Here is a 21,508-nt window from a genome sequence, read left to right on the forward strand (position 1 = left end):
CTTCAGAGCAGGTAGGATGTGCGTCTATTTGATGAATGGCCTGGTTAATGAAATTCAAGGATCTGCGGGATTTCGTGCAGCAGCTGGAGCAGCGCGGAGAGTTGAAACGCATTCAGGTGCCTGTCTCGCCGGTGCTTGAGATGACTGAAATTTGCGACCGGACCCTGCGCAACAAAGGTCCGGCTCTGCTCTTCGAAAAGCCCATCGGTTATGACATTCCGGTGCTCGGCAACCTGTTCGGCACGCCTCAGCGCGTGGCGATGGGCATGGGCGCCGAAGCGGTCAGCGAGCTGCGCGAAATCGGCAAACTGTTGGCGTTCCTCAAGGAACCCGAGCCGCCTAAAGGCCTGAAAGACGCTTGGTCGAAGCTGCCGATCTTCCGAAAAATCATTGCCATGGCACCTAAAGTCGTCAAAGACGCACCGTGTCAGGAAGTGGTTATCGAAGGTGATGATGTCGATCTCGGCATGTTGCCGGTGCAAACCTGCTGGCCAGGCGATGTCGGTCCGTTGATCACGTGGGGGCTGACGGTTACCAAGGGTCCGAACAAGGACCGGCAAAATCTCGGTATCTACCGTCAGCAAGTGATTGGGCGTAACAAAGTCATCATGCGCTGGCTCAGCCACCGTGGTGGCGCACTGGACTTCAAGGAGTGGTGCGATAAACACCCTGGCCAGCCATTCCCGGTAGCTGTGGCGCTGGGTGCAGACCCCGCGACCATTCTCGGTGCCGTCACGCCGGTGCCTGACAGCTTGTCTGAATACGCCTTTGCCGGTCTGCTGCGGGGTAATCGCACCGAGCTGATCAAGTGCCGAGGTAACGACCTGCAAGTGCCTGCCAGTGCGGAAATCGTCCTGGAAGGTGTGATCCATCCCGGCGAAATGGCCGATGAAGGTCCTTACGGCGACCACACCGGTTACTACAACGAAGTCGACAGCTTCCCGGTGTTCACCGTCCAGCGCATTACCCATCGGATAAAACCGATCTATCACAGCACCTACACCGGGCGGCCGCCTGATGAACCGGCGATTCTCGGTGTAGCGTTGAACGAAGTCTTCGTGCCGATTCTGCAAAAGCAGTTCCCGGAGATCACTGACTTCTACCTGCCGCCTGAAGGCTGCTCGTACCGCATGGCCATCGTGACCATGAAGAAACAGTACCCCGGCCACGCCAAGCGCGTAATGCTGGGGGTTTGGTCGTTCCTGCGACAGTTCATGTACACCAAATTCGTTATCGTCACGGATGACGACATCAATGCCCGTGACTGGAACGACGTGGTCTGGGCCATCACCACGCGCATGGACCCCAAGCGTGACACCGTGATGATTGATAACACGCCCATCGACTATCTCGACTTCGCGTCGCCGGTGTCTGGGTTGGGGTCGAAGATGGGCCTGGATGCAACCCATAAATGGCCGGGAGAGACCACGCGAGAGTGGGGTCGGGTTATCGTCAAAGATGAGGCGGTGACACGCCGGATCGACGATATCTGGAATGAGTTAGGAATAGATTGATGCGCGTAACCTTGCAGCCGTCTGGTGCGGTACTGGAGATGTTGCCCGGCGAAGGGATACTCGACGCCGCGACACGTCTTGGCTATGAATGCCCACAAAGCTGCCGGAATGGTAACTGCCATATTTGTGCCGCGTTGTTGGTAGAAGGCCGCGTGCTGCAGGCAGGGGTAACGCTGAATCATGGCGAGATCTACACCTGTCTGGCCGAGCCCCTGGAAGACTGCATCGTGATGTGGGACGGGGTGCTGGCGCGCGGAGAACTGCCGGTGCGCAAACTGGCCTGTCAGGTAAGTGAGTGCGTCGAAGTCGGTGGCGATGTGTGGCGGGTCGGCCTGAGAGCTCCCGCTGGCAAGCCGCCGCGCTATCACGCCGGACAGTACCTGATGATCGAGCGCGAAAATGGCGAGAAATCAGCCTTTTCCATGGCCTCGGCTCCCCATAGCGGGCGCGATCTGGAGCTGCATGTGCTGGTGCGCGAAGCCAGCGCCCAGAGCCTGATCGAACAATTGCAGCGCAATCGCATCGTGCACATCGAAATGCCCTACGGCGATACTCATCTCGCTGAACTACCCGAAGGTCCGCTGGTGCTGATTGCCGCGGGTACGGGCATGGCGCAGATGCACAGCCTGATCGAGCATTGCCGCGCCAAGGGTTTCAAGCACCCGGTGCACCTGTACTGGGGCGTGCGGCGCCCGGAAGATTTCTACGAGCTGCCCCATTGGAACGAGTGGAAACAATTACCTAACCTGCACCTGCATAAAGTGGTCAGTGATTTGTGCGGTTGGGAAGGTCGTTGCGGCATGCTCCATGAAGCCGTGTGCGAAGACATCAGCGATTTGTCGTCGGTATACGTTTATGGCAGCGGCTCCCCGGCTATGATCTACGCCACCCTCGACGCCCTGGTGTCCGCGGGCATGGATGCGCATCAGATGCGTGCCGATGTCTTCGCCTACGCCCCAAGGGCGTAAGCGAGTCTGTGCGCAGGCTTTAGAAGCGTACGCCGACGTTGACCATGGTCGCCGAGGTCCCCAGCAGAACCAGTTCGGTCGTGACGGGGCCGAAGTGGACGCCCACCGACGGGATGATCGCTGGCGCGATGCCAAAGCGATTCAGAGGGATTTTGTCGCGGTATTCGCCGCGGTAGCCGTAAATCAGCCCGCCCGTGATCTTCACATAGACCGGGTAGTCGGCGCTTTCATAGCGTTTGCCGATATACGCATAGGCAGAGTCCTGTTCAAACGAGTTGCGAAAGCTCGCCGCCCCATAGACCAGACCTGAGGCCTCGTTGCGCTCCAGACCTATCAGATGTTGATGGTCATTGTGATCGGAGTCGGAGGAAAAGTGGCGGGTGTAGACGCTGGCCTGAACAAGCCAGAAGCTGTCTTTTTTATCTTGCGACTCTTCCGCAGCCTGCGTGCAAGTCGCCGAAACTAACAAAAGCGCGGCCAAGACCGTGCTTTTTCCTGATGTACTCATTATTGCTAACTCTCTCAGCCGGTATTGCCATGGAGCGGCTTTATACGCGGGTGTCATATAGGTTGAAAGGGTAAATTGTCCATGATTTGAATAGGAAGTTCCTGTTTTTTCCTCCGAGGGAGTCGCGAGCAGGTTTTTTGCCTGTTCGTTTGAGTGGGTTCAGGCAGGCGGGCCGGGGGCGGTGGATTATTTATTGCATGATATTTTCAGGCGTGTTGGCGCTGCAACGTGACGGGCAAGCCTCCGACACAGTCTGATACTAAAGCGTCTGATGGCGAAGTTGTTGTCGATGCGTTTCCTCATCAGATGGCAGCGGGGATGTTCTGCGGCGTAAAGGTCGGGTACAACTGGCAGTAGCAGGGCCAGGGGGGAAGCAAATGGGGAATGAATTCAATAGTTTGATGACGGCTGCGAATGCCGGCCTGGAACTCGGTTACCCACCAGTGATTGATCTGGGGCCGCAATTGACCCTCGAACAGCTGATGAGCTCAATGCACACCACCATGAAGCAGCATCAGGGTGGCCCTGTCTGGTTGTTCGCCTACGGCTCCTTGATCTGGCGCCCCGAATGCTCCGCCGTGGAGCGGCAGCGCGGTCGGGTGCACGGTTATCATCGTGGCTTGTACCTGTGGTCCCACGAGCATCGTGGCACACCCGAACTTCCCGGCTTGGTATTTGGCCTGGATCGCGGCGGCTCGTGCAGCGGGTTTGCCTATCGCCTGCCCGAAGACTGCCTGCAAGAGTCGTTATTGGCGCTTTGGCAGCGCGAAATGCCTTATCCATCCTATCGACCCCATTGGCTCAGCTGCCGCCTCGAAGATGGCACCCGGGTCCGTGCATTGGGTTTTGTGCTGGAGCGTCACCTCCCCAGCTACGCCGGCAACCTGCCCGACGCGGTCCTGAGCCAAGTGCTCGCCACCGCCTGCGGCCGCTCCGGCACCACCCGCGACTACGTCGAACAAACCGTCAGCGCCCTGCGCAGCCACGCCATGCCGGATCTGAACCTGGAGGCGCGGCTGAAACGGTGTCAGTCAGCGTCTTGTGTTTGACGCCACACGGACACGTCAGCTCTCATAGATTGGGTACTAACGAACCCGCACCACCACCTTGCCAACAGCCTTCCGCTGTCCCAGCGCATTAATTGCATCCGCCGCTTTTTCCAACGGATAGACCTGAGACACCAGGGGTTTCAACTTCCCTTCCGCATACCAGCTAAACAACTGCTGGAAGTTGGCTGCATTGTCCTGCGGTTGTCGCTGCGCAAAAGAACCCCAGAACACCCCAACCACCGAAGCACCTTTGAGCAACGCCAGGTTCACCGGCAATTCTGGAATCCGTCCACTGGCAAACCCCACCACCAGTAACCGGCCGTTCCAGGCGATGGCGCGGATGGCTTGATCGAACAGGTCGCCGCCGACCGGGTCGTAGATGACGTCGGCGCCCAAGCCGTTGGTGAGGCGTTTGATTTCGTCTTTGAGGTTGGTTTCGCTGTAGTTGATCAACTCATCGGCACCGGCGGCTTTGGCCACGGCGAGTTTGTCTGCGCTGCTGGCGGCGGCAATGACTCTGGCGCCCATGGCTTTGCCGATTTCGACGGCCGCGAGGCCTACGCCGCCTGAGGCGCCAAGCACCAGCAGGGTTTCGCCGGGTTGGAGATTGGCGCGTTGTTTCAACGCGTGCATCGAGGTGCCGTAGGTCATGCTGAACGCGGCTGCGGTGGTGAAGTCCATCGCTTCAGGCATGGGCAGTACGTTGTAGGCGGGCACTGCGACGTGTTCGGCGAAGCTGCCCCAGCCGGTCAGGGCCATGATCCGGTCGCCGACTTTAAGATGGCTGACTTTTTCACCAACCGCCGAAATCACGCCTGCCGATTCGCCGCCCGGAGAGAAGGGGAAGGGCGGCTTGAACTGGTATTTGCCCTCGATGATCAGCGTGTCCGGAAAATTTACCCCGGCAGCATGCACGTCCATGACGATTTCGTTTTTCTTCGCTTCAGGGCTGGGGACTTCTTCCAGTACCAGCGTTTCGGCGGGGCCGAAGGCTTTGCACAGCACGGCTTTCATCGGGCTATTCCTTTTAGAGTTATAGCCGATAAGTGTAGATAGGTGGGTTTGTGGGTCAATCAGCATGCCCCGGCCTGATAAGCAGGCATAAGCGGGCTCAAGCTGAAGTAAGCTACGCAGCAAATCGGATAAGGAGTGAACTGTGAAAGCGTGGATCATCATGTTGTTGGCGTTGTCATTGCCCGTGGCGGCATCCGAAGGAGGCAAGGAGGGTAAAGAGGGTGATGCCACGAAAGTGGCTTATGTCACGCTGACGCCTGCGTTTGTCGGTAACTACGCCCTGGATGGCGGGCCGAAGCTGCGGGTCTATAAGGCCGATATCGCGCTGCGGGTTACTGGCGGTGATGCCGAGAAGGCGGTGAAGCGCAACGAACCGCTGATTCGTAATCAGCTGGTCGCGTTGTTCTCCCAGCAAACGGTTGAGACCATGAGCAACGTCGAGGCCAAGGAGAAGCTGCGTCAGGAAGCGCTCAAGCAGACCCAGCAGATTATGAATGATGAAGAAGGTAAGCCGATTGTCGAGGACTTGCTCTTCAACAACCTGATCATCCAGTAACCGCGCCCGTCTCTGGCCTCTACGAGGCCAGGCTTTTGCGAAAGCGCATCAGCGCGATCACGAAGAACAGCAAGCCGATGGCGATCAGCGCCAATAGATCCGGCCAGACCACGGCAAGCCCGGCGTCGCGGAACAGAATCGCGGCGCTGAGGCTGACGAAATGCGTGGAAGGCGAGATCTGCATGACCCATTGCAGCCACTGCGGCATGCTGTCCAGCGGGGTGCTGCCGCCTGAAAGCAGGAGCATGGGGATAATCACCGGGATCGCCAGCAAACCGAACTGCGGTGTCGAGCGGGCGAGAGTGGCGAGGAATATCCCCAGTGCGGTACTGGCGAACAGATAAAACGCCGTGACCATCAGGAACAGCCCCATGGACCCGGCCAGCGGCACGCCCAGCGCGCCCTTGACGATCACCTCCAGTGACAGCCACGTGCACACCACCACAACCAGTGCGTTGCTGCCGATTTTCGCCAGCATGATTTCCAGCGCGGTCAGCGGCAATACCAGCAAGTGATCGAGGGTTCCGTGCTCGCGTTCGCGCAGCAGCGCGGTGCCGGTCAGGATGATCGCCAGAATGGTGATGTTGTTGACGATCTGAATCACCGCCAGAAACCAGCCGCCCTCCAGGTTCGAGTTGAACAGCGCCCGGGTGGTCATGGTCGCGGGCACGTTACTGGCTGCAGCGTCCTGACCGCTGTACTCAAGCAGCACCCGCTGGAAGATCCGTGCAATGTAGCCGGCGCCCATGAACGCCTGGCTCATGGCAGTGGCATCGACGTTGACCTGCACGGTGGGCTGACGACCGGCCAGGAGATCGGCCTGAAAGTTGGCCGGCACGTTGATGACGAAGGTGTACTGACCGCTGTCCATGGTCTGATCCAGTCGGTTGTAGGCCAACGGCATCGGAACCTGGAATTCTGGTGGCAGCAGCGCCTCGCTGAGTTGTCGGGACACATGGCTGTGGTCTTCGTCGACGATCGCCACGCTGGCATTGTGGACGCCGATCACGGAACCGGCGGCTGGCATGTAAATCGCCACGGTAAAGGCGTACAGCAGAAACAGCAGCAATACGCTGTCGTGCCTGAGGCTGGTGAGTTCCTTGAGGCCCAGGCGCCAGATGTGTGCAAGTTTGTTCATCAGGCCTCCTGCTTTTTCAACATGGCCAGGCTCAGCCCGGTGAAGGCCACAAAGAACCCGAACAGCGCCAGGCACTGCGGCCAGAGTTCACGCAGGTCCAGCGCTTTGGTAAAGGTGCCTACGGCGATGTCGAGGAAGTACCCCGCGGGGAACAACATGCCCGAGACCGCTGCGGCACCGTCCAGGGATGAGCGCGGCACGATCAGCCCGGAAAACTGAATGGTCGGCAGGCTGGTCAGAATCATGGTGCCGAGGATCGCGGCAATTTGCGTGCGGGTGAACGCCGAGATGAGCAGGCCGAGGCTGGTGGTCGCCAGCACGTACAGCAATCCGCCGAATGCCAGGGTCAGACCGCTGCCCTTGAACGGTACGCCGAACAGCCACAGGTTCATCGCCACCAGCAGGGCCAGGTTGATCAGGCTGACCACTAGATAGGGCACCTGTTTGCCCAGCAGGAACTCCAGGCGGGTCAGGGGTGTGGCGTAGAAGTTGGTGATCGAGCCCAGTTCCTTTTCGCGGACGATGCCCAGCGCGGTGAGCATTGCCGGGATAAACGCCAGGATCAGCGCCATGACACCGGGCCCGATAGCGTTCACGCTGACCACATCCTGGTTGTAGCGAAAGCGCGTTTCCAGCTTCGCGGCGGCACCGGGGCTTTGAGGTCGACTGCTCAGTGCTGCCATTTGCACCATGTTGTCCTGATGCACCTGCTCCACATAGTTGCGGCTGGTTTCGGCGCGAAACGGCATGCCGCCATCGAGCCATGCGGCGACGGCGGGTTGCCGCCCGGCGTACAGGTCACGGCCAAAGCCGGGCGGGATTTCCAGTGCCAGTTTTATCTCCGAGCGTTGCAGGCGTTTGTGCAACTGGACCGAATCGGTAATGGGCGTACGTTCGTCGAAATACCGGGAGCTGCGGAACGCTTCCAGGTAGGCGCGACTTTGCGGCGTCTGGTCCTGGTCGTACACCGCGAAGGCCAGGTTCTCCACATCCAGGGAAATGCCGTAGCCGAAGATCACCATCATGAACATCGCGCCCAGTAGCGCAAACCCGAGGCGAACCTTGTCGCGCAGCAACTCTTTGCCTTCACGACTGGCCACGGCGATCAGTCGCGCGAAGGTGAAACCCCGTTTCGTCGCCTTGGGCGCCGTGGGTTCAACCCCTTGGATGGTTTCACTGTCGGACGGTGCTTTTTCGGTATTGCCCTGAGCTTGCTCCAGGCAGGTGACAAATGCGGCTTCCAGCGTTTCACCGCCGAACTGCTTCTGCAGCGCGGCGGGTGTGTCGCAGGCCAGGACCTTGCCGGCGTGCATCAACGAGATGCGGTCGCAGCGCTGGGCTTCGTTCATGAAGTGGGTGGAAAGAAAGATCGTCACCCCTTGCTCGCGGGACAGTTCGATCAGCAAGCGCCAGAAGTCATCCCGGGCGGCCGGGTCAACGCCCGAGGTGGGCTCATCGAGGATCAACACTTGCGGGCGGTGCAGCACGGCAACGGCCAATGACAGACGCTGACGCAAGCCCAGAGGCAAGTCGCCGGACTGCTGCGTGGCAACATCACCAAGGTCGAAGCGCTGGATCAGCTCGGCGATCCGTTCGTGGCTTTGGTCTTTGGGTAAATCGAACAGCCGCGCATGCAGCTCCAGGTTCTGCTGCACGCTGAGTTCGCCATACAGCGAGAAGCTCTGCGACATGAAGCCGACCTGCTTGCGCGTCTCCAGATCCTTGGCGTCCACGGCCTTGCCCAGCAGCGTGGCGCTGCCTTCGCTGGCCGGGATCAAGCCGGTGAGGACCTTCATGGTCGTGGTTTTGCCGCAACCGTTGGAGCCAAGGAAGCCGAAGATCTCACCTCGGCCGATGGCAAAGCTGACCTTGTCCACGGCGGTAAAGTCGCCGAAACGCAATGTCAGCTCGTGGGCCTCAATGGCGATTTCGCTGTTGTCGCCCTCGCGCGGTGTAATCACCAGCGGCTCGCTGTTGCGGCGCTTGTCGCTCTGGAAGTGAGTGAACGCCTCGTCGAGTTTGCCGCTTGGCGTGGCGCCCGCCAGCTCGCTGCTCAAACCCTGGGCGATCAACTTTCCGCGATCCAGCATCAGGCACTGCTCGAACTGCTCGGCCTCTTCCATGTAGGCGGTGGCCACCAGCAGGGTCAGTTGCGGCCGTTGACTGCGTACCTGCTCGACCAGCTCCCAGAAATGCCGACGCGACAACGGGTCAACGCCAGTGGTGGGTTCGTCGAGGATCAGCAGGTCGGGTTCATGGATCAGCGCGCAACACAGCCCCAGCTTCTGTTTCATGCCGCCGGACAGCTTGCCTGCCGGGCGGTCAGCGAAACTCGTCAGGTCCGTCGCGGCCAGCAGGTTGAGCATGCGTTGATCGCTCTCGGCCCGGGACAGGCCGAACAGCGTGGCAAAGAAGCGAATGTTCTCCCGGATGGACAGCTCGGGGTACAAGTTGTTGCCCAAACCCTGGGGCATAAACGCAATGCGCGGGTAGAGGCTGCTGCGATGGCTGCGTTTCTCGATTGAGCCGCCGAGCACTTGCAAATCGCCTTCCTGAAGCTTTTTCACCCCTGCAATCAACGCCAGCAGGCTGGACTTGCCCGCACCATCGGGGCCGATCAGCCCGCACCGGGTGCCGCTGGGCAGGCTAAAGCTGATGTCGCTCAGGGCTTGCCGTTTGCCATAACGGTGGCTGACACCCTTGGCTTGCAGCGCCATATCGCTCATTGCAGATTAGCCGGCCAATCCACTGTGGCGGTGCGTACGTAACCCGCACCTGGCATGCCCGACTTGGCTTGAGGGATGGCGCTGACGTCGGTCAGGCGCAACTTGACCCGAAACACCAGTTTTTGTCGCTCATCCCTGGTTTCAACTTCTTTGGGGGTGAATTGCGACTTGTCCGCGACAAAACTGATGCGCGCCGGCAAGGGTTGGAGGGGCAGTGCGTCGAGCAGGATGCGCGCATCGTCGCCGACGGTCAGCTTGCCGGTGACCGAGGTCGGCAGGTACAGATTCATGTATCGATCATTGGGGTCGATCAGCAGCAACACCCGTCCGCCTGCGGCCAATACTTCACCCGGCTCGGCCAGACGTAGCTGGATGATGCCGTCCAGAGGCGCGCGCAAACTGCTGTCGTCAATCTCGCTGGTCAGTTGTGCAACTTGTGCCTGAGCGGCACCGATGGCGGCGCCCACTGCGCCGACTTGAGCACGGGCGGAGACGACGGCTGCGTTGGAGGTGTCGAGCTTTGCTTGCAATTGGTCAATCTGCTGGCGGCTGGCGTACCCGCGCTCGAACATGGTTTGGGCGCGCTTGAGTTCCTGGTTGGCCAGCAGTTGTTCGCTTTGGCGAAATTGCACATTGGCCTGGGCGGCGGCGTAGTTTTCCCGCGCACGCAGCACTTCGGCTTCGGCCTGGGCACGCTGTGCTTCCAGGGTGCGAGTGTCCATGCGCGCCAGGAGTTGGCCCTTGATCACCTTGTCGCCTTCATCCACGCGGACTTCGGCCAGACGCCCCGGGATCTTGCTGGCGATCTGTACTTCGGTGGCTTCCAGCCGACCATTACCCATGTACAGCCCTTCGGCCAGGCGATCATGAGTAGATTTCCAGTAACCAAAGCCCCCGGCAGCGACCAACAATACGATCAGGGCGACAGCAAAAAGACTGGAGCGGCGGCGATTCGTGGGCATGTGTGCTTCCTGCGCTTAGTACATCCAATTCTGACAGACCACGGGCTTGCTCCCTTGATGTCAGTCAAACAGTCGGCAAAGCGTACGCCGTTTAGGCGTGGGCTGCATGTGGCTTGGTCGTGACTGCCGGGTTCTGCTTGATCAGCGCAACGCCAGGATCGCGTTCCACTCATCAGGCGTCACCGGCATGACCGAGAGCCGGGTGCCTTTTTGCACCAGCGGCATCTGTTCCAGCGCGCTCTGCTGCTTCAGGTAACCTATTTTCAGGACCTTCGGAAACGCTTCGACGAAGCCGACATTCACGGCGCTCCAGCGATTATTGGCGGCGCTGGATTTTGCGTCGAAATAAGCGCCGCCCGGGTCCAGCGCAGTGGGGTCCGGGTAGGCAGCGTCGACAATGCGTCCTATGCCGACGATACCCGGCTCCGCACAGCTGGAATGATAGAAAAAGAACGTATCACCCGGCGCCATGGCCCTCAGGAAGTTCCGCGCCTGGTAATTCCTCACCCCGTCCCAGCGGGTCTCGCCCAGACGCTGGAGGTCGTTGATCGACAGTTCTTCCGGCTCGGACTTCATCAGCCAGTGGGCCATAGGGTGTGCTCCTGAATCGGGTGATGGACACATTGTTCAGCAATTTCATGACTAACCGACGGTCGGTTGACGCCATCATTTGCGTGTCGGTTCGCGTTGTCGGAGAATGCCCGGGATTTTAAGCATCGCGCTGTTGCACGGCCTATAAAAACCGTAGCGGACATCGTATTGATTTGCCTAAGGGGGGGCAGTCGATGAAACGCAAACCGGATGTACTGTGGGTATTGGCTTTCTTGTTCGGTTTGGGTGTGGTGACTACGGGTTACGCGCAAAGCCTGTGGGCAAACAACGCTGATGCTCCGGTTGAAATCGTGCAACAGCAGCAAAAACCATTGCAGCGACACTGATTGCCCCCATGCCTGGCGTGAGCCGGCTTAGTCATTCAATACCAGCGCTTATCCGTCACGGTGCCTTGTAGCGGCACATCCCAACTGGCTTGCGCCAATCGCTCCACCTTCTGGCATTCATGTGCGAGCCCAAGCAACACGGGTTTCTGCCAAGCCTTTCTGCGCGCTTGATAGGCCAGGCTGCGGTCGTAAAAACCGCCGCCCATGCCCAGCCGCCCGCCTGCATCATCAAAGCCCACCAGTGGCAAAAAAATCAAATCCAGTGCCCAGATCGTGCGCTGCTTTGCCGCATTGATGTGGGGTTCCGGGATGCGGAAGCGATTGGGCCTGAATTTTTCGCCGTGGCGCACTTGCTGGAAAACCATCTTGGTTCGCGGCCAGGCGCTGAGCACGGGCAGATAGGTTTTCTTGCCGCGCCGTTGAGCCGCACGCAATATCAGGCGCGGATCGATTTCACCATCATTGGGAAGATACAGGGCGATGTGTCTGGCACGGCGAAACAGAGGATGTTGCGCCAACTGCCGGTATAAGCCGCGAGCGGCCTGGCGTTGCTGGCTGGGGTTCAAGGCGCGACGGGCCTTGCGCAACTGAGTGCGCAACTGCTGGCGCGAAAGAGGCGCGGGATTGGTCATCTGCGCTGATCCAGAAGCGAGTACGGCACGGCGGCGTACTCGTGATGACCATTGCCAGGCAGCAAGACAGGCAATGGACAGAAATAAAAGACTCCCCGACGAACCGCTGTCGGTGTAGCCCTTGAACCCGAAAGTTCAAGGTGGAGATTGCAGGAGGACTTAAGGCTTTCCGTCAAGCGGACATGCACACCGTCCCCAACGTGCAACCCCCGTGGTTGTGCGTATCGGCTCAGGGACATGACCGACTGGCAAGCACTCCAGGGAGCGGTCGCAAGTATACCCGAAACGTTACGCAAGAATCACTTTTGGCTGGGTTCCGGATCGGTGGCCAGCACTAGATCAACCCTTTCCAGCAGATCGCGCACTTGCTCGCGGGTCGAGCCGCTGGCTTGAACGTCAGGCACTGCCTGCTTGTGCAGCAAGTCATGAGTGATGTTCAGTGCCGCCATCACGGCAATGCGGTCGGCCCCGATGACTTTGCCGCTGCTGCGGATTTCGCGCATTTTGCCGTCCAGATAACGCGCCGCGCTGACCAGATTGGTGCGCTCTTCCTGAGGGCAGATGATCGAGTATTCTTTGTCGAGGATCTGAACGGTAACGCTGTTATTTGAACTCATGAGTCTTGCTCCAGGGCTTTGAGGCGCGAAATCATCGATTCAACCTTGTGGCGGGCGATTTCGTTTTTCTCAATGAGGTGAGCGCGTTCCTCGCGCCAGGTTTTTTCCTGAGCTACTAAGAGTCCATTTTGGCTTTTAAGTTGCTCGACACGCTTAATCAGCAACTCCAGTCGAGCCATCAGCGCTTGCAAATCGGTGTCTTCCATTGTGTCCCACTGAATACTTTCTGATGAATGGCGCAGCAGCTGGCGTTTTGACACGCTAAAAACAGCGGCCTCGACAGTCTTGGCGAGTCTGCGGGTGCAATCGCTGGAAATAAATGACCGCACGCCCTAGGATACAAGACCTCCATTCTAGACATTGCGCCGCTTGGCGCCTAGTTACCCATGCCTATTCAGAATTCCCCGTACAAAGCTTTTGCCACCCTGCTCAACAGCAGCGGTCATTCCGTGTCTCCGGCCGAGTTGCACGGCTTTCTTCTGGGCCGCAGTTGTGCCGGTGCCGGCTTCGATGTCGACGGCTGGATGGTCGACGCGACCGAAGTACTGGGCGCCGCGCCTGAAGATAACGTACGTCAGGCATTGATCGGGTTACAGGACATGGTCAAGGGTGAACTCACCAGTGACGACATGACGGTTGTGCTCTTGCTCCCCAGCGATGACGCGCCGCTTGGCGAACGCGCCATCGCGCTGGGCGAATGGTGCCAGGGCTTCCTCGCTGGCTTCGGGCTGACGGCTCGCGACAATGAGATCAGCACCGAAGCCATGGAAGTGTTGCAGGACCTGGCCGCTGTCGCTCAAGTGCAGGACGCGCTGGAAGACTCCGAAGACGGCGAGACCGACTACATGGAAGTGATGGAGTACCTGCGCGTCGCCCCCTTGCTACTGTTCACCGAATGCAACAAGCCCGCCGTGCCTGAGCCGAAACCTTCTTTGCATTGATTACTCATCATTGGCGCTCCCGGCGTTGAGCCTGTGATCCAGGCGCATCGCCGGCGGCGCCCAAAAGGGGACCTCACCTGCCTTATGATCCATATCCCGAAGTCGGAATACGCCCGTCGACGTAAAGCCCTGATGGCGCAGATGGTGCCCAACAGCATCGCCATTTTGCCAGCCTCTGCGGTGGTTATCCGCAATCGCGACGTCGAGCATGTCTACCGTCAGGACAGCGACTTCCAGTACCTCAGCGGCTTCCCGGAACCGGAAGCCGTGGTTGTGCTGATCCCCGGGCGTGAGTACGGCGAGTACGTGCTGTTCTGCCGTGAACGCAACCCCACGCGCGAGCTGTGGGACGGTCTGCGTGCCGGACAGGAAGGCGCGATGCGTGATTTCGGTGCCGACGACGCGTTCCCGATCAATGATATCGACGACATCCTGCCGGGCCTGATCGAAGGGCGTGACCGGGTGTATTCGGCCATGGGCAGCAACCCTGAATTCGATCGTCATTTGATGGACTGGATCAATGTGATCCGTTCCAAAGCGCATCTGGGTGCGCAGCCGCCGAACGAATTTGTTGCGCTGGATCATCTGCTGCACGACATGCGTCTGTATAAATCAGCGGCAGAAATCAAAGTCATGCGCTGCGCTGCCGAGATCTCCGCTCGGGCCCATGTCCGCGCGATGCAGGCCAGCCGTGCCGGCTTGCATGAGTTCAGTCTGGAAGCCGAACTGGATTACGAGTTCCGCAAGGGAGGGGCGAAGATGCCGGCCTATGGCTCCATCGTCGCCTCGGGCCGCAATGCCTGCATCCTGCACTATCAGGAAAACGATGCAGTGCTCAAGGACGGGGATCTGGTGTTGATCGACGCGGCCTGTGAGATCGACTGCTACGCCAGCGACATCACGCGGACGTTCCCGGTCAGCGGTAAATTTTCGCCTGAGCAAAAAGCGATCTACGAGTTGGTGCTTAAAGCCCAGAACGCCGCATTTGCTGCCATCGGTCCAGACAAGCACTGGAACCAGGCGCATGAAGCCACGGTGCAGGTCATTACTGCCGGGTTGGTCGAGCTGGGGCTGCTGGTGGGCGACGTTGGCGATTTGATCGTCAACGAGGCCTATAAAGCGTTTTACATGCACCGCGCCGGTCATTGGCTGGGCATGGACGTGCACGATGTCGGCGAATACAAAGTCGGCGGCGAATGGCGTGTGCTGGAAGTCGGCATGACGCTGACCGTGGAGCCCGGGATTTATATCGCCCCGGATAATCAGACCGTCGCGAAGAAATGGCGTGGGATTGGTGTACGGATCGAGGATGACGTTGTGGTGACTAAACACGGTTGTGAAATTCTTTCGGGTGGCGTGCCAAAAACCGTCGCCGAGATCGAGGCCTTGATGGCCGCTGCACGTGTCCAGGCAGCATGAGCCGGGTCAATCTTGCCATTGTGGGCGGCGGCCTGGTCGGTGCCAGTCTGGCGCTGGCCCTTCAGGCGGGCGCCAAGGCACGTGGCTGGAAGATCGTCCTGATCGAGCCCTTTGCTCCGGGTGATGCGTATCAGCCGAGCTACGACGCACGTTCGTCAGCGCTGTCGTTTGGCGCCCGGCGAATCTACGAGCGTCTGGGCGTGTGGCAGCAGATCAGCCGCCGCGCCGAGCCAATCCTGCAGATCCAGGTGTCCGACCGTGGGCGTTTCGGTGCAGCACGCCTGTCGGCGATCGAAGAAGGTGTTCCGGCACTCGGTTACGTCGTGGAGAACGCCTGGCTGGGCCAATGCCTGTGGCAAGGCCTGGACAAAGACGTGATCAGTTGGCGCTGCCCGGCCGAGGTCAAGCGCATGCAGCCGTTGACGGATGGTTACCGGCTGACCCTGGATGATGAAACCGAGCTGGAGTGCGACCTGGCGATTCTTGCCGATGGCGGCCGCTCGGGCCTGCGCGAGCAATTAGGCATTGGCGTCCGGCAGCGCCCTTACAACCAGAGCGCGCTGATCGCCAACATCACCCCGAGCGAAGCCCATTGCGGCCAGGCTTTCGAACGCTTCACCGAAGAAGGCCCGATGGCGCTGCTGCCGTTGCCGGAAAACCGCTGTGCGCTGGTCTGGACCCGTGCGGGGATGGATGCGCAGCGCTTGGCCAGTCTGGATGATCGTAGTTTTCTCAGTGAACTGCAGGGCGTGTTCGGTTATCGCCTGGGCGCTTTGCGTCAGGTCGGGGCGCGGCATATTTATCCGCTGACGCTGGTCGAGGCCGAAGAGCAAGTGCGGCCGCATCTGGCGGTGCTGGGCAACGCCGCCCACAGCCTGCACCCGATTGCGGGCCAGGGTTTCAACCTGTCGTTGCGCGACGCCGATGCGTTGGCCGAGGCGCTGCTGGCAAGCAAAAGCATGCCGGGTGATTTCGCCACGTTGCAGGCCTATCGCGAGCGTCAGCGACTGGATCAGCAATTGACCGTGGGCTTCTCCGATCAGGTCACGCGACTGTTCGGCAGCTCCCAGCCCTTGGTCGGCGCTGGACGTAATCTGGGTCTGCTGGGGCTGGATCTGTTGCCGCCCGCCAAACGCTGGTTTGCCCGTCAGGCCATGGGCTTGGGAACTCGATCCGATGTGTGACGCGCGGATTCTTAAAACACGGCTTACGCCACAAGCGAGAACGATTTAAAGCATGGAAACGCGCGCAGATCTGCTGATTGTCGGGGCTGGAATGGTCGGTAGCGCACTTGCGCTGGCGTTACAGGACAGTGGCCTGGAAATTCTGGTGCTCGATGGCGGTCCGCTGAGCGTCAAGCCCTTCGATCCGCAGTCAGCGTTCGAGCCGAGGGTCAGTGCCTTGTCTGCGGCGAGCCAGCGCATTCTTGATCGTTTGAACGTGTGGGACGGCATCGCCGCACGCCGCGCCAGCCCGTATCGCGAAATGCAGGTGTGGGACGGCAGCGGCACCGGGCAGGTTCACTTCTCGGCGGCCAGCGTGCACGCCGACGTGCTGGGGCATATCGTCGAGAACCGCGTGATTCAAGAGGCTCTGCTTGAGCGCCTGCATGACAGTGATATCGGGCTGCTGGCCAACGCGCGCCTCGAACAGATGCGCCGCTCCGGGGACGATTGGTTGCTGACGCTGGCCGACGGTCGTACGTTGCGTGCGCCGCTGGTGATCGCTGCTGATGGCGCCAACTCGGCGGTACGCCGCCTCACCGGGTGCGCGACCCGGGAGTGGGACTACCTGCACCACGCCATCGTCACCAGCGTGCGCACCGCTGACTCGCATCAGCACACCGCCTGGCAGCGCTTTACCGAGGAGGGGCCGTTGGCGTTCCTGCCGCTGGAGCGTGAAGGCGAGCATTGGTGCTCGATTGTCTGGTCGGTGACCCCGACTGAAGCGCAACGCTTGATGGCGCTGGGCGACGATGAGTTCTGTCGTGACCTGGAAAAAGCCTTCGAAGGCCGTCTCGGCACCGTGCTCAGCGCTGACCCGCGGTTGTGCGTGCCATTGCGTCAGCGGCACGCCAAGCGCTACGTGGCCGAAGGCCTGGCATTGATTGGCGATGCAGCGCACACCATTCACCCGCTGGCCGGGCAGGGGGTCAATCTGGGCTTCCTGGATGCCGCAGTGTTGGCCGAAGTGTTGCTGCATGCCGCCACTCGGGGCGAACGCTTGGCCGATGTTCGCGTGCTCAGCCGTTTTGAGCGCCGGCGCATGCCACACAACCTGGCGTTGATGGCGGCAATGGAAGGCCTGGAACGCCTGTTTCAGGCCGATCCGCTGCCCTTGCGCTGGTTGCGCAACACCGGCCTGAAGTGGGTCGATAACCTGCCGGAAGCCAAAGCAATGTTCGTGCGTCAGGCGTTGGGATTGTCCGGTGACCTGCCTGAACTGGCCCGGTTGTAGGGGCGGCGCAACATCTGGTAACGGCTCCGCTGTTAGTTTGGTTGAGAAGGCAAATGGGATTCACTACCATTTCGACTCAATTTTCTAACACGAGACCACTCCCATGCAGGTAAGCAAGCGTCTTCTGACTGCCTTGACACTGACAGTGCTCGGCAGCGCCGCCCAGGCCGCCGATGAGGTAGTGGTGTACTCATCGCGTATCGATGAGCTGATCAAACCGGTATTCGACGCTTACACCGCTGAAACCGGGGTCAAGATCAAATTCATCACGGACAAGGAAGCGCCGCTGATGCAACGGATCAAGGCCGAGGGCGAGAACGCCACGGCGGACCTGCTGCTCACGGTCGACGCCGGCAACCTGTGGCAAGCCGAGCAAATGGGCATTCTCCAGCCGTTTACCTCCCCCGTGATCGACGCCAACATCCCCAAGCAATATCGTTCTTCCACCCACAGCTGGACCGGGCTGAGCCTGCGCGCGCGGACCATCGCCTACTCCACCGAGCGGGTCAAACCGGCTGACTTGACCACCTACGAAGCGCTGGCGGACAAGAACTGGGAAGGGCGCCTGTGCCTGCGTACGGCGAAGAAGGTCTACAACCAATCGCTGACAGCGACCCTGATCGAAACTCACGGTGCCGAGCAGTCCGAAAAAATTCTCAAGGGTTGGGTCAATAACCTGTCGACCGACGTGTTCTCCGATGACATTGCCGTGCTGGAAGCGATCAACGCCGGGCAGTGTGATGTCGGCATCGTCAACACTTACTACTATGGCCGTCTGCACAAGCAGAACCCGAAGCTGGCGGTCGAGCTGTTCTGGCCCAATCAGTTGGACCGTGGCGTTCACGTCAATCTTTCGGGCGTCGGCTTGACCCAACATGCACCGCATCCTGACGCGGCCAAGGCATTGGTCGAGTGGATGACCAAGCCGCAAGCGCAGAAAATCTTTGCGGACATCAATCAGGAGTTCCCTGCTAACCCAGCCGTTGCGCCATCGGCAGAAGTCGCCAGCTGGGGCGCCTTCAAGGCAGATACTATCCCCGTCGAAGTGGCAGGCAAGCGTCAGGCTGAAGCCATCCGCATGATGGATCGCGCTGGCTGGAATTGAGTTAGCCGGGCATACCCTGTCGCCTGGAGCGCGTTTGTCCGCGATGGCACTCTTGGTCTTTCCCCTTTTTTGAGAACCCGCCGTGGCCCATTCCGCACAACGCCGTTGGTACCCGCTGGTCTTTGCCATCGCGGCGCTGGTGCTGTTGCCGGTGAGTGTGTTGCTGCTGTCCTGGCAAACCATCGATCAGCAAATCTGGGCGCATTTGTGGGAAACCCAGATGCCACGCCTGCTGGGCAACACCTTGCAGCTCATCGTGGGCGTCGGTATCGGGGTGACCGTGCTCGGTGTCAGCCTCGCGTGGCTCACCAGCTTGTGCGAGTTTCCCGGCCGTCGCTGGCTGGATTGGGCATTGATGTTGCCATTTGCGATTCCGGCCTATGTGCTGGCGTTCGTCTTCGTCGGCCTGCTGGATTTCGCCGGGCCGGTGCAAACCCTGCTGCGCGAGGTGTTTGGCAGCGGCCTGCGCCTGCCGCGCGTGCGGTCCACCGGCGGGGTGATCATCGTCCTGGTGTTGGTGTTCTACCCGTATGTGTATCTGTTGGCGCGCACAGCGTTCCTTGCGCAGGGCAAGGGCTTGATGGAAGCGGCGCGAGTCCTCGGCCAATCGCCCTGGCAGGCGTTCTGGCGGGTGGCGCTGCCCATGGCGAGGCCCGCGATAGGCGCCGGCGTGGCGTTGGCGCTGATGGAGACGCTGGCGGACTTCGGTGCCGTGGCCGTGTTCAACTTTGACACCTTTACCACTGCCATCTACAAAACCTGGTACGGCTTCTTCAGCCTCTCCAGCGCGGCGCAATTGGCCAGCCTGTTGCTGCTGGCCGTGATGGTCGTGCTGTATGGCGAGCGCCGTGCCCGTGGCGCAAGCCGCCCGAGCAATGAGCGGCCACGGGTCAAGGCGCTGTACCACCTACGCGGCTTGAAAGCGCTGGCCGCCAGTGTCTGGTGCAGTCTGGTATTTGTCTGCGCGTTTGTGATTCCGCTGCTGCAATTGATCGTGTGGGTCTGGCAGCGCGGCCGATTCGATCTCGATGAGCGCTACACCGGGCTGATCCTGCATACGCTGTATCTGGGCAGCATGGCGGCACTGATCACTGTCAGCGTGGCGCTGATCCTGGCCTTCGCTCGCCGTTTGGCGCCAACCCGGGCGATCCGTTCTGGTGTGAGCCTGGCCAATCTGGGTTATGCGCTGCCGGGTTCGGTGTTGGCCGTGTCGATCATGCTGGCGTTCAGCTATCTGGATCGCGAGCTGGTCATCCCCTTGTCGACCTTGCTCGGCGGTGCTGGCAAGCCGTTGCTGCTGGGCAGTCTGGCGGCGTTGCTGCTGGCGTATCTGGTGCGGTTCATCGCGGTGGCCTACGGGCCGCTGGAAAATAGCCTGGCGCGCATCCGGCCTTCGCTTCCAGAGGCCGCGCGCAGCCTGGGGGTCAGCGGCCCACGGCTGTTCTTCAAGGTTTACCTGCCCTTACTGGTGCCCGGCGCCTTGAGCGCGGCACTGCTGGTCTTCGTCGATGTATTGAAAGAGATGCCGGCAACCTTGCTGATGCGTCCATTTGGATGGGACACCCTGGCGGTGCGAATCTTTGAGATGACCAGTGAGGGCGAGTGGGCGAGAGCCGCGTTGCCCGCGTTGACCCTGATTCTGGTGGGGTTGCTACCTGTTATCGGTTTGATCCGGCGTTCAGCCCGTCAGATCGGCTAGGTGCGGGTCTATCCCCATACGGATACAATGCGCCGCAATCGGTGCGGTCCGTCAGACTCGTCGGGTCGTTGAAACCTGCTGGAAGCCTCTGTTTTAGAGGCTTTACCCGGTGTCGCGCCTCTCCGCACCTTCGCCACGCCCGGAAGGAGAAACCCATGGGACAGCGTACGCCCCTCTTTGACCTGCACGTCGCACTTGGCGCGAAGATGGTCGATTTTGGTGGTTGGGATATGCCGTTGCATTATGGCTCACAAGTCGAGGAGCACCATCAAGTGCGCCGCGACTGTGGGGTTTTCGATGTTTCTCATATGACCGTCATCGACATAGCCGGCAGTCAGGCCAAGGCCTGGCTCCAGTATTTACTGGCGAATGACGTCGGTCGCCTGCTTGAGCCTGGCCGAGCGCTGTATAGCGCAATGCTCAACACCGAGGGTGGTGTGATCGACGACATGCTCGTCTATCTCACCGACAGCGGTTATCGTCTGGTGGTAAATGCGGCGACTGGCGCCAAGGATCTTGCCTGGATGCGCGCGAATCTGGCGGGCTTCGAGGTCCAGTTGGTCGAGCGTAGCGACCTTGCGATGCTGGCGATTCAAGGCCCCCACGCGCGGCACAAAATCGCCGAGCTGGTGACCAGCGCACGCGGTGCATTGATCCAGCATCTGCAGCCCTTCGAAGGGCGTAGCGAAGGCGACTGGTTCATCGCCCGCACCGGTTACACCGGTGAAGACGGCCTGGAAATCATTCTGCCCGCGGCTCAAGCCCCTGGCTTTTTCAACGATCTGGTCGGCGCGGGTATCTCGCCTATCGGCCTGGGCGCGCGCGATACGTTGCGCCTGGAGGCCGGCATGAACCTTTACGGCCAGGATATAGACGAGAGCGTATCGCCGTTGGCGGCCAACATGGCCTGGACCATTGCCTGGGAGCCTGCCGAGCGTGATTTCATCGGCCGCACCGCGATTGAAAAAGAGCGAGCGACGGGCGTGAAGCTCAAGCTGGTCGGGCTGGTGCTGGAGGAGCGCGGGGTTTTGCGCGCGCATCAGGTCGTCCGAATCGCAGAAGTTGGCGAAGGAGAGATCACCAGTGGTAGTTTCTCGCCTACGCTAAGCAAATCGATTGCCTTGGCGCGTGTGCCAATGGCGACCGCTGATCGGGCCGAGGTAGAAATCCGCGGCAAGTGGTATCCGGTTCGCGTGGTACAACCTAATTTCGTACGTCATGGCAAAGCCTTGATCTAACTTTCTCTGGCGGTTTTTCCGCTGACC

Annotated in this window: 21 protein-coding genes and 1 other RNA gene; 12 read left to right on the plus strand and 10 right to left on the minus strand. The window is 60.2% G+C overall.

The genetic code is table 11. The annotated features are described in order from the left end of the window. Window positions 1-47: 47 nt before the first annotated feature. Together ubiD and AC1MEA_RS08310 are read left to right on the plus strand one after the other, a co-directional pair. Window positions 48-1,514 (plus strand): 4-hydroxy-3-polyprenylbenzoate decarboxylase, encoded by a 1,467-nt coding sequence (gene ubiD / locus AC1MEA_RS08305; protein ID WP_219062986.1) that lies wholly within the window; start codon window positions 48-50, stop codon window positions 1,512-1,514. Continuing rightward, a complete protein-coding gene (locus tag AC1MEA_RS08310) occupies window positions 1,514-2,482 on the plus strand; it encodes a CDP-6-deoxy-delta-3,4-glucoseen reductase (RefSeq protein WP_219062984.1) in 969 nt (322 codons plus the stop codon). Before ubiD ends, AC1MEA_RS08310 begins: the two co-directional genes overlap by 1 nt. Before the next feature lie 19 nt (window positions 2,483-2,501). Here AC1MEA_RS08310 and AC1MEA_RS08315 read toward each other — a convergent pair whose 3' ends face one another. After that, window positions 2,502-2,990, minus strand: a complete 489-nt coding sequence (locus tag AC1MEA_RS08315) for a sn-glycerol-3-phosphate transporter (RefSeq protein WP_480917350.1) — start codon at window positions 2,988-2,990, stop codon at window positions 2,502-2,504. 377 nt (window positions 2,991-3,367) lie between these two features. Between AC1MEA_RS08315 and AC1MEA_RS08320 the strand changes: the two genes are divergently transcribed. Next, a complete protein-coding gene (locus AC1MEA_RS08320) occupies window positions 3,368-4,039 on the plus strand; it encodes a gamma-glutamylcyclotransferase (protein WP_449634310.1) in 672 nt (223 codons plus the stop codon). A gap of 36 nt (window positions 4,040-4,075) precedes the next feature. Here the strand turns inward: AC1MEA_RS08320 and AC1MEA_RS08325 are convergent, their stop codons facing one another. After that, entirely contained in the window at window positions 4,076-5,053 is a 978-nt protein-coding gene (locus tag AC1MEA_RS08325) for an NADPH:quinone oxidoreductase family protein (RefSeq protein WP_480917353.1), read from the minus strand. A gap of 142 nt (window positions 5,054-5,195) precedes the next feature. Between AC1MEA_RS08325 and AC1MEA_RS08330 the strand changes: the two genes are divergently transcribed. After that, a complete protein-coding gene (locus AC1MEA_RS08330; protein WP_219062978.1) occupies window positions 5,196-5,609 on the plus strand; it encodes a flagellar basal body-associated protein FliL in 414 nt (137 codons plus the stop codon). 19 nt (window positions 5,610-5,628) lie between these two features. Here AC1MEA_RS08330 and AC1MEA_RS08335 read toward each other — a convergent pair whose 3' ends face one another. The 4 genes from AC1MEA_RS08335 to AC1MEA_RS08350 all read right to left on the minus strand — a co-directional run bounded on the left by AC1MEA_RS08335 (window position 5,629) and on the right by AC1MEA_RS08350 (window position 11,026). Further along, window positions 5,629-6,747, minus strand: a complete 1,119-nt coding sequence (locus tag AC1MEA_RS08335; RefSeq protein ID WP_480917355.1) for an ABC transporter permease — start codon at window positions 6,745-6,747, stop codon at window positions 5,629-5,631. Next, window positions 6,747-9,473: a ribosome-associated ATPase/putative transporter RbbA gene (gene rbbA / locus AC1MEA_RS08340; RefSeq protein WP_480917357.1), complete on the minus strand. Its 2,727-nt coding sequence runs from the start codon at window positions 9,471-9,473 to the stop codon at window positions 6,747-6,749. The genes AC1MEA_RS08335 and rbbA overlap by 1 nt, the downstream gene beginning before the upstream one ends. Further along, on the minus strand, window positions 9,470-10,435 hold the full coding sequence (locus tag AC1MEA_RS08345; RefSeq protein ID WP_449634313.1) for an HlyD family secretion protein: 966 nt from the start codon (window positions 10,433-10,435) through the stop codon (window positions 9,470-9,472). The genes rbbA and AC1MEA_RS08345 overlap by 4 nt, the downstream gene beginning before the upstream one ends. 141 nt (window positions 10,436-10,576) lie before the next feature. Next, window positions 10,577-11,026, minus strand: a complete 450-nt coding sequence (locus AC1MEA_RS08350) for an EVE domain-containing protein (RefSeq protein WP_480917359.1) — start codon at window positions 11,024-11,026, stop codon at window positions 10,577-10,579. Window positions 11,027-11,220: 194 nt separating this feature from the next. On the opposite strand from AC1MEA_RS08350, the gene AC1MEA_RS08355 reads away from it, so the two are divergent. Beyond that, complete coding sequence (locus AC1MEA_RS08355; protein ID WP_219062968.1) at window positions 11,221-11,373, plus strand: hypothetical protein; 153 nt, start codon at window positions 11,221-11,223, stop codon at window positions 11,371-11,373. A gap of 35 nt (window positions 11,374-11,408) precedes the next feature. Here AC1MEA_RS08355 and AC1MEA_RS08360 read toward each other — a convergent pair whose 3' ends face one another. The 4 genes from AC1MEA_RS08360 to AC1MEA_RS08375 all read right to left on the minus strand — a co-directional run bounded on the left by AC1MEA_RS08360 (window position 11,409) and on the right by AC1MEA_RS08375 (window position 12,828). Further along, window positions 11,409-12,005: a 5-formyltetrahydrofolate cyclo-ligase gene (locus AC1MEA_RS08360; RefSeq protein ID WP_219062966.1), complete on the minus strand. Its 597-nt coding sequence runs from the start codon at window positions 12,003-12,005 to the stop codon at window positions 11,409-11,411. A gap of 88 nt (window positions 12,006-12,093) precedes the next feature. Beyond that, a non-coding RNA gene (gene ssrS / locus AC1MEA_RS08365) (6S RNA) lies at window positions 12,094-12,272 on the minus strand. A gap of 32 nt (window positions 12,273-12,304) precedes the next feature. Beyond that, complete coding sequence (locus AC1MEA_RS08370) at window positions 12,305-12,622, minus strand: cell division protein ZapA (protein WP_219062964.1); 318 nt, start codon at window positions 12,620-12,622, stop codon at window positions 12,305-12,307. Continuing rightward, window positions 12,619-12,828 (minus strand): TIGR02449 family protein, encoded by a 210-nt coding sequence (locus AC1MEA_RS08375; protein WP_322182934.1) that lies wholly within the window; start codon window positions 12,826-12,828, stop codon window positions 12,619-12,621. The genes AC1MEA_RS08370 and AC1MEA_RS08375 overlap by 4 nt, the downstream gene beginning before the upstream one ends. Before the next feature lie 180 nt (window positions 12,829-13,008). Between AC1MEA_RS08375 and AC1MEA_RS08380 the strand changes: the two genes are divergently transcribed. From AC1MEA_RS08380 to gcvT, 7 genes are all read left to right on the plus strand, one after another. Then, window positions 13,009-13,563, plus strand: a complete 555-nt coding sequence (locus tag AC1MEA_RS08380; protein ID WP_219062960.1) for a YecA/YgfB family protein — start codon at window positions 13,009-13,011, stop codon at window positions 13,561-13,563. A gap of 84 nt (window positions 13,564-13,647) precedes the next feature. Continuing rightward, complete coding sequence (pepP, locus tag AC1MEA_RS08385; RefSeq protein WP_480917361.1) at window positions 13,648-14,982, plus strand: Xaa-Pro aminopeptidase; 1,335 nt, start codon at window positions 13,648-13,650, stop codon at window positions 14,980-14,982. After that, window positions 14,979-16,166, plus strand: a complete 1,188-nt coding sequence (ubiH, locus tag AC1MEA_RS08390; RefSeq protein WP_480917362.1) for a 2-octaprenyl-6-methoxyphenyl hydroxylase — start codon at window positions 14,979-14,981, stop codon at window positions 16,164-16,166. The genes pepP and ubiH overlap by 4 nt, the downstream gene beginning before the upstream one ends. A 52-nt stretch (window positions 16,167-16,218) precedes the next feature. Then, window positions 16,219-17,439: a 2-octaprenyl-3-methyl-6-methoxy-1,4-benzoquinol hydroxylase gene (locus tag AC1MEA_RS08395; RefSeq protein WP_480917364.1), complete on the plus strand. Its 1,221-nt coding sequence runs from the start codon at window positions 16,219-16,221 to the stop codon at window positions 17,437-17,439. Between the two features lie 103 nt (window positions 17,440-17,542). Beyond that, window positions 17,543-18,544, plus strand: a complete 1,002-nt coding sequence (locus tag AC1MEA_RS08400; protein ID WP_449634319.1) for an extracellular solute-binding protein — start codon at window positions 17,543-17,545, stop codon at window positions 18,542-18,544. An 82-nt stretch (window positions 18,545-18,626) separates the two neighbouring features. Continuing rightward, complete coding sequence (locus AC1MEA_RS08405) at window positions 18,627-20,243, plus strand: ABC transporter permease (RefSeq protein WP_480917366.1); 1,617 nt, start codon at window positions 18,627-18,629, stop codon at window positions 20,241-20,243. Between the two features lie 155 nt (window positions 20,244-20,398). Then, window positions 20,399-21,481, plus strand: coding sequence for a glycine cleavage system aminomethyltransferase GcvT (gene gcvT / locus AC1MEA_RS08410; RefSeq protein ID WP_480917368.1), 1,083 nt, complete (start codon window positions 20,399-20,401; stop codon window positions 21,479-21,481). Window positions 21,482-21,508 lie beyond the last annotated feature (27 nt).

The organism is Pseudomonas sp. ASL8, assembly GCF_056680355.1.

Excerpts from the sequence above, each read along its gene's own strand:
- ubiD (WP_219062986.1), top strand. The coding sequence starts at position 48 with ATGAAATTCAAGGATCTGCGGGATTTCGTGCAGCAGCTGGAGCAGCGC.
- AC1MEA_RS08345 (WP_449634313.1), bottom strand. The coding sequence starts at position 10,435 with ATGCCCACGAATCGCCGCCGCTCCAGTCTTTTTGCTGTCGCCCTGATC.
- AC1MEA_RS08350 (WP_480917359.1), bottom strand. The coding sequence starts at position 11,026 with ATGGCCCACTGGCTGATGAAGTCCGAGCCGGAAGAACTGTCGATCAAC.
- rbbA (WP_480917357.1), bottom strand. The coding sequence starts at position 9,473 with ATGAGCGATATGGCGCTGCAAGCCAAGGGTGTCAGCCACCGTTATGGC.
- gcvT (WP_480917368.1), top strand. The coding sequence starts at position 20,399 with ATGGGACAGCGTACGCCCCTCTTTGACCTGCACGTCGCACTTGGCGCG.
- AC1MEA_RS08375 (WP_322182934.1), bottom strand. The coding sequence starts at position 12,828 with ATGGAAGACACCGATTTGCAAGCGCTGATGGCTCGACTGGAGTTGCTG.
- AC1MEA_RS08370 (WP_219062964.1), bottom strand. The coding sequence starts at position 12,622 with ATGAGTTCAAATAACAGCGTTACCGTTCAGATCCTCGACAAAGAATAC.
- AC1MEA_RS08395 (WP_480917364.1), top strand. The coding sequence starts at position 16,219 with ATGGAAACGCGCGCAGATCTGCTGATTGTCGGGGCTGGAATGGTCGGT.
- ubiH (WP_480917362.1), top strand. The coding sequence starts at position 14,979 with ATGAGCCGGGTCAATCTTGCCATTGTGGGCGGCGGCCTGGTCGGTGCC.
- AC1MEA_RS08400 (WP_449634319.1), top strand. The coding sequence starts at position 17,543 with ATGCAGGTAAGCAAGCGTCTTCTGACTGCCTTGACACTGACAGTGCTC.
- AC1MEA_RS08380 (WP_219062960.1), top strand. The coding sequence starts at position 13,009 with ATGCCTATTCAGAATTCCCCGTACAAAGCTTTTGCCACCCTGCTCAAC.
- AC1MEA_RS08355 (WP_219062968.1), top strand. The coding sequence starts at position 11,221 with ATGAAACGCAAACCGGATGTACTGTGGGTATTGGCTTTCTTGTTCGGT.
- AC1MEA_RS08320 (WP_449634310.1), top strand. The coding sequence starts at position 3,368 with ATGGGGAATGAATTCAATAGTTTGATGACGGCTGCGAATGCCGGCCTG.
- pepP (WP_480917361.1), top strand. The coding sequence starts at position 13,648 with ATGATCCATATCCCGAAGTCGGAATACGCCCGTCGACGTAAAGCCCTG.
- AC1MEA_RS08335 (WP_480917355.1), bottom strand. The coding sequence starts at position 6,747 with ATGAACAAACTTGCACACATCTGGCGCCTGGGCCTCAAGGAACTCACC.
- AC1MEA_RS08325 (WP_480917353.1), bottom strand. The coding sequence starts at position 5,053 with ATGAAAGCCGTGCTGTGCAAAGCCTTCGGCCCCGCCGAAACGCTGGTA.
- AC1MEA_RS08310 (WP_219062984.1), top strand. The coding sequence starts at position 1,514 with ATGCGCGTAACCTTGCAGCCGTCTGGTGCGGTACTGGAGATGTTGCCC.
- AC1MEA_RS08360 (WP_219062966.1), bottom strand. The coding sequence starts at position 12,005 with ATGACCAATCCCGCGCCTCTTTCGCGCCAGCAGTTGCGCACTCAGTTG.
- AC1MEA_RS08315 (WP_480917350.1), bottom strand. The coding sequence starts at position 2,990 with ATGAGTACATCAGGAAAAAGCACGGTCTTGGCCGCGCTTTTGTTAGTT.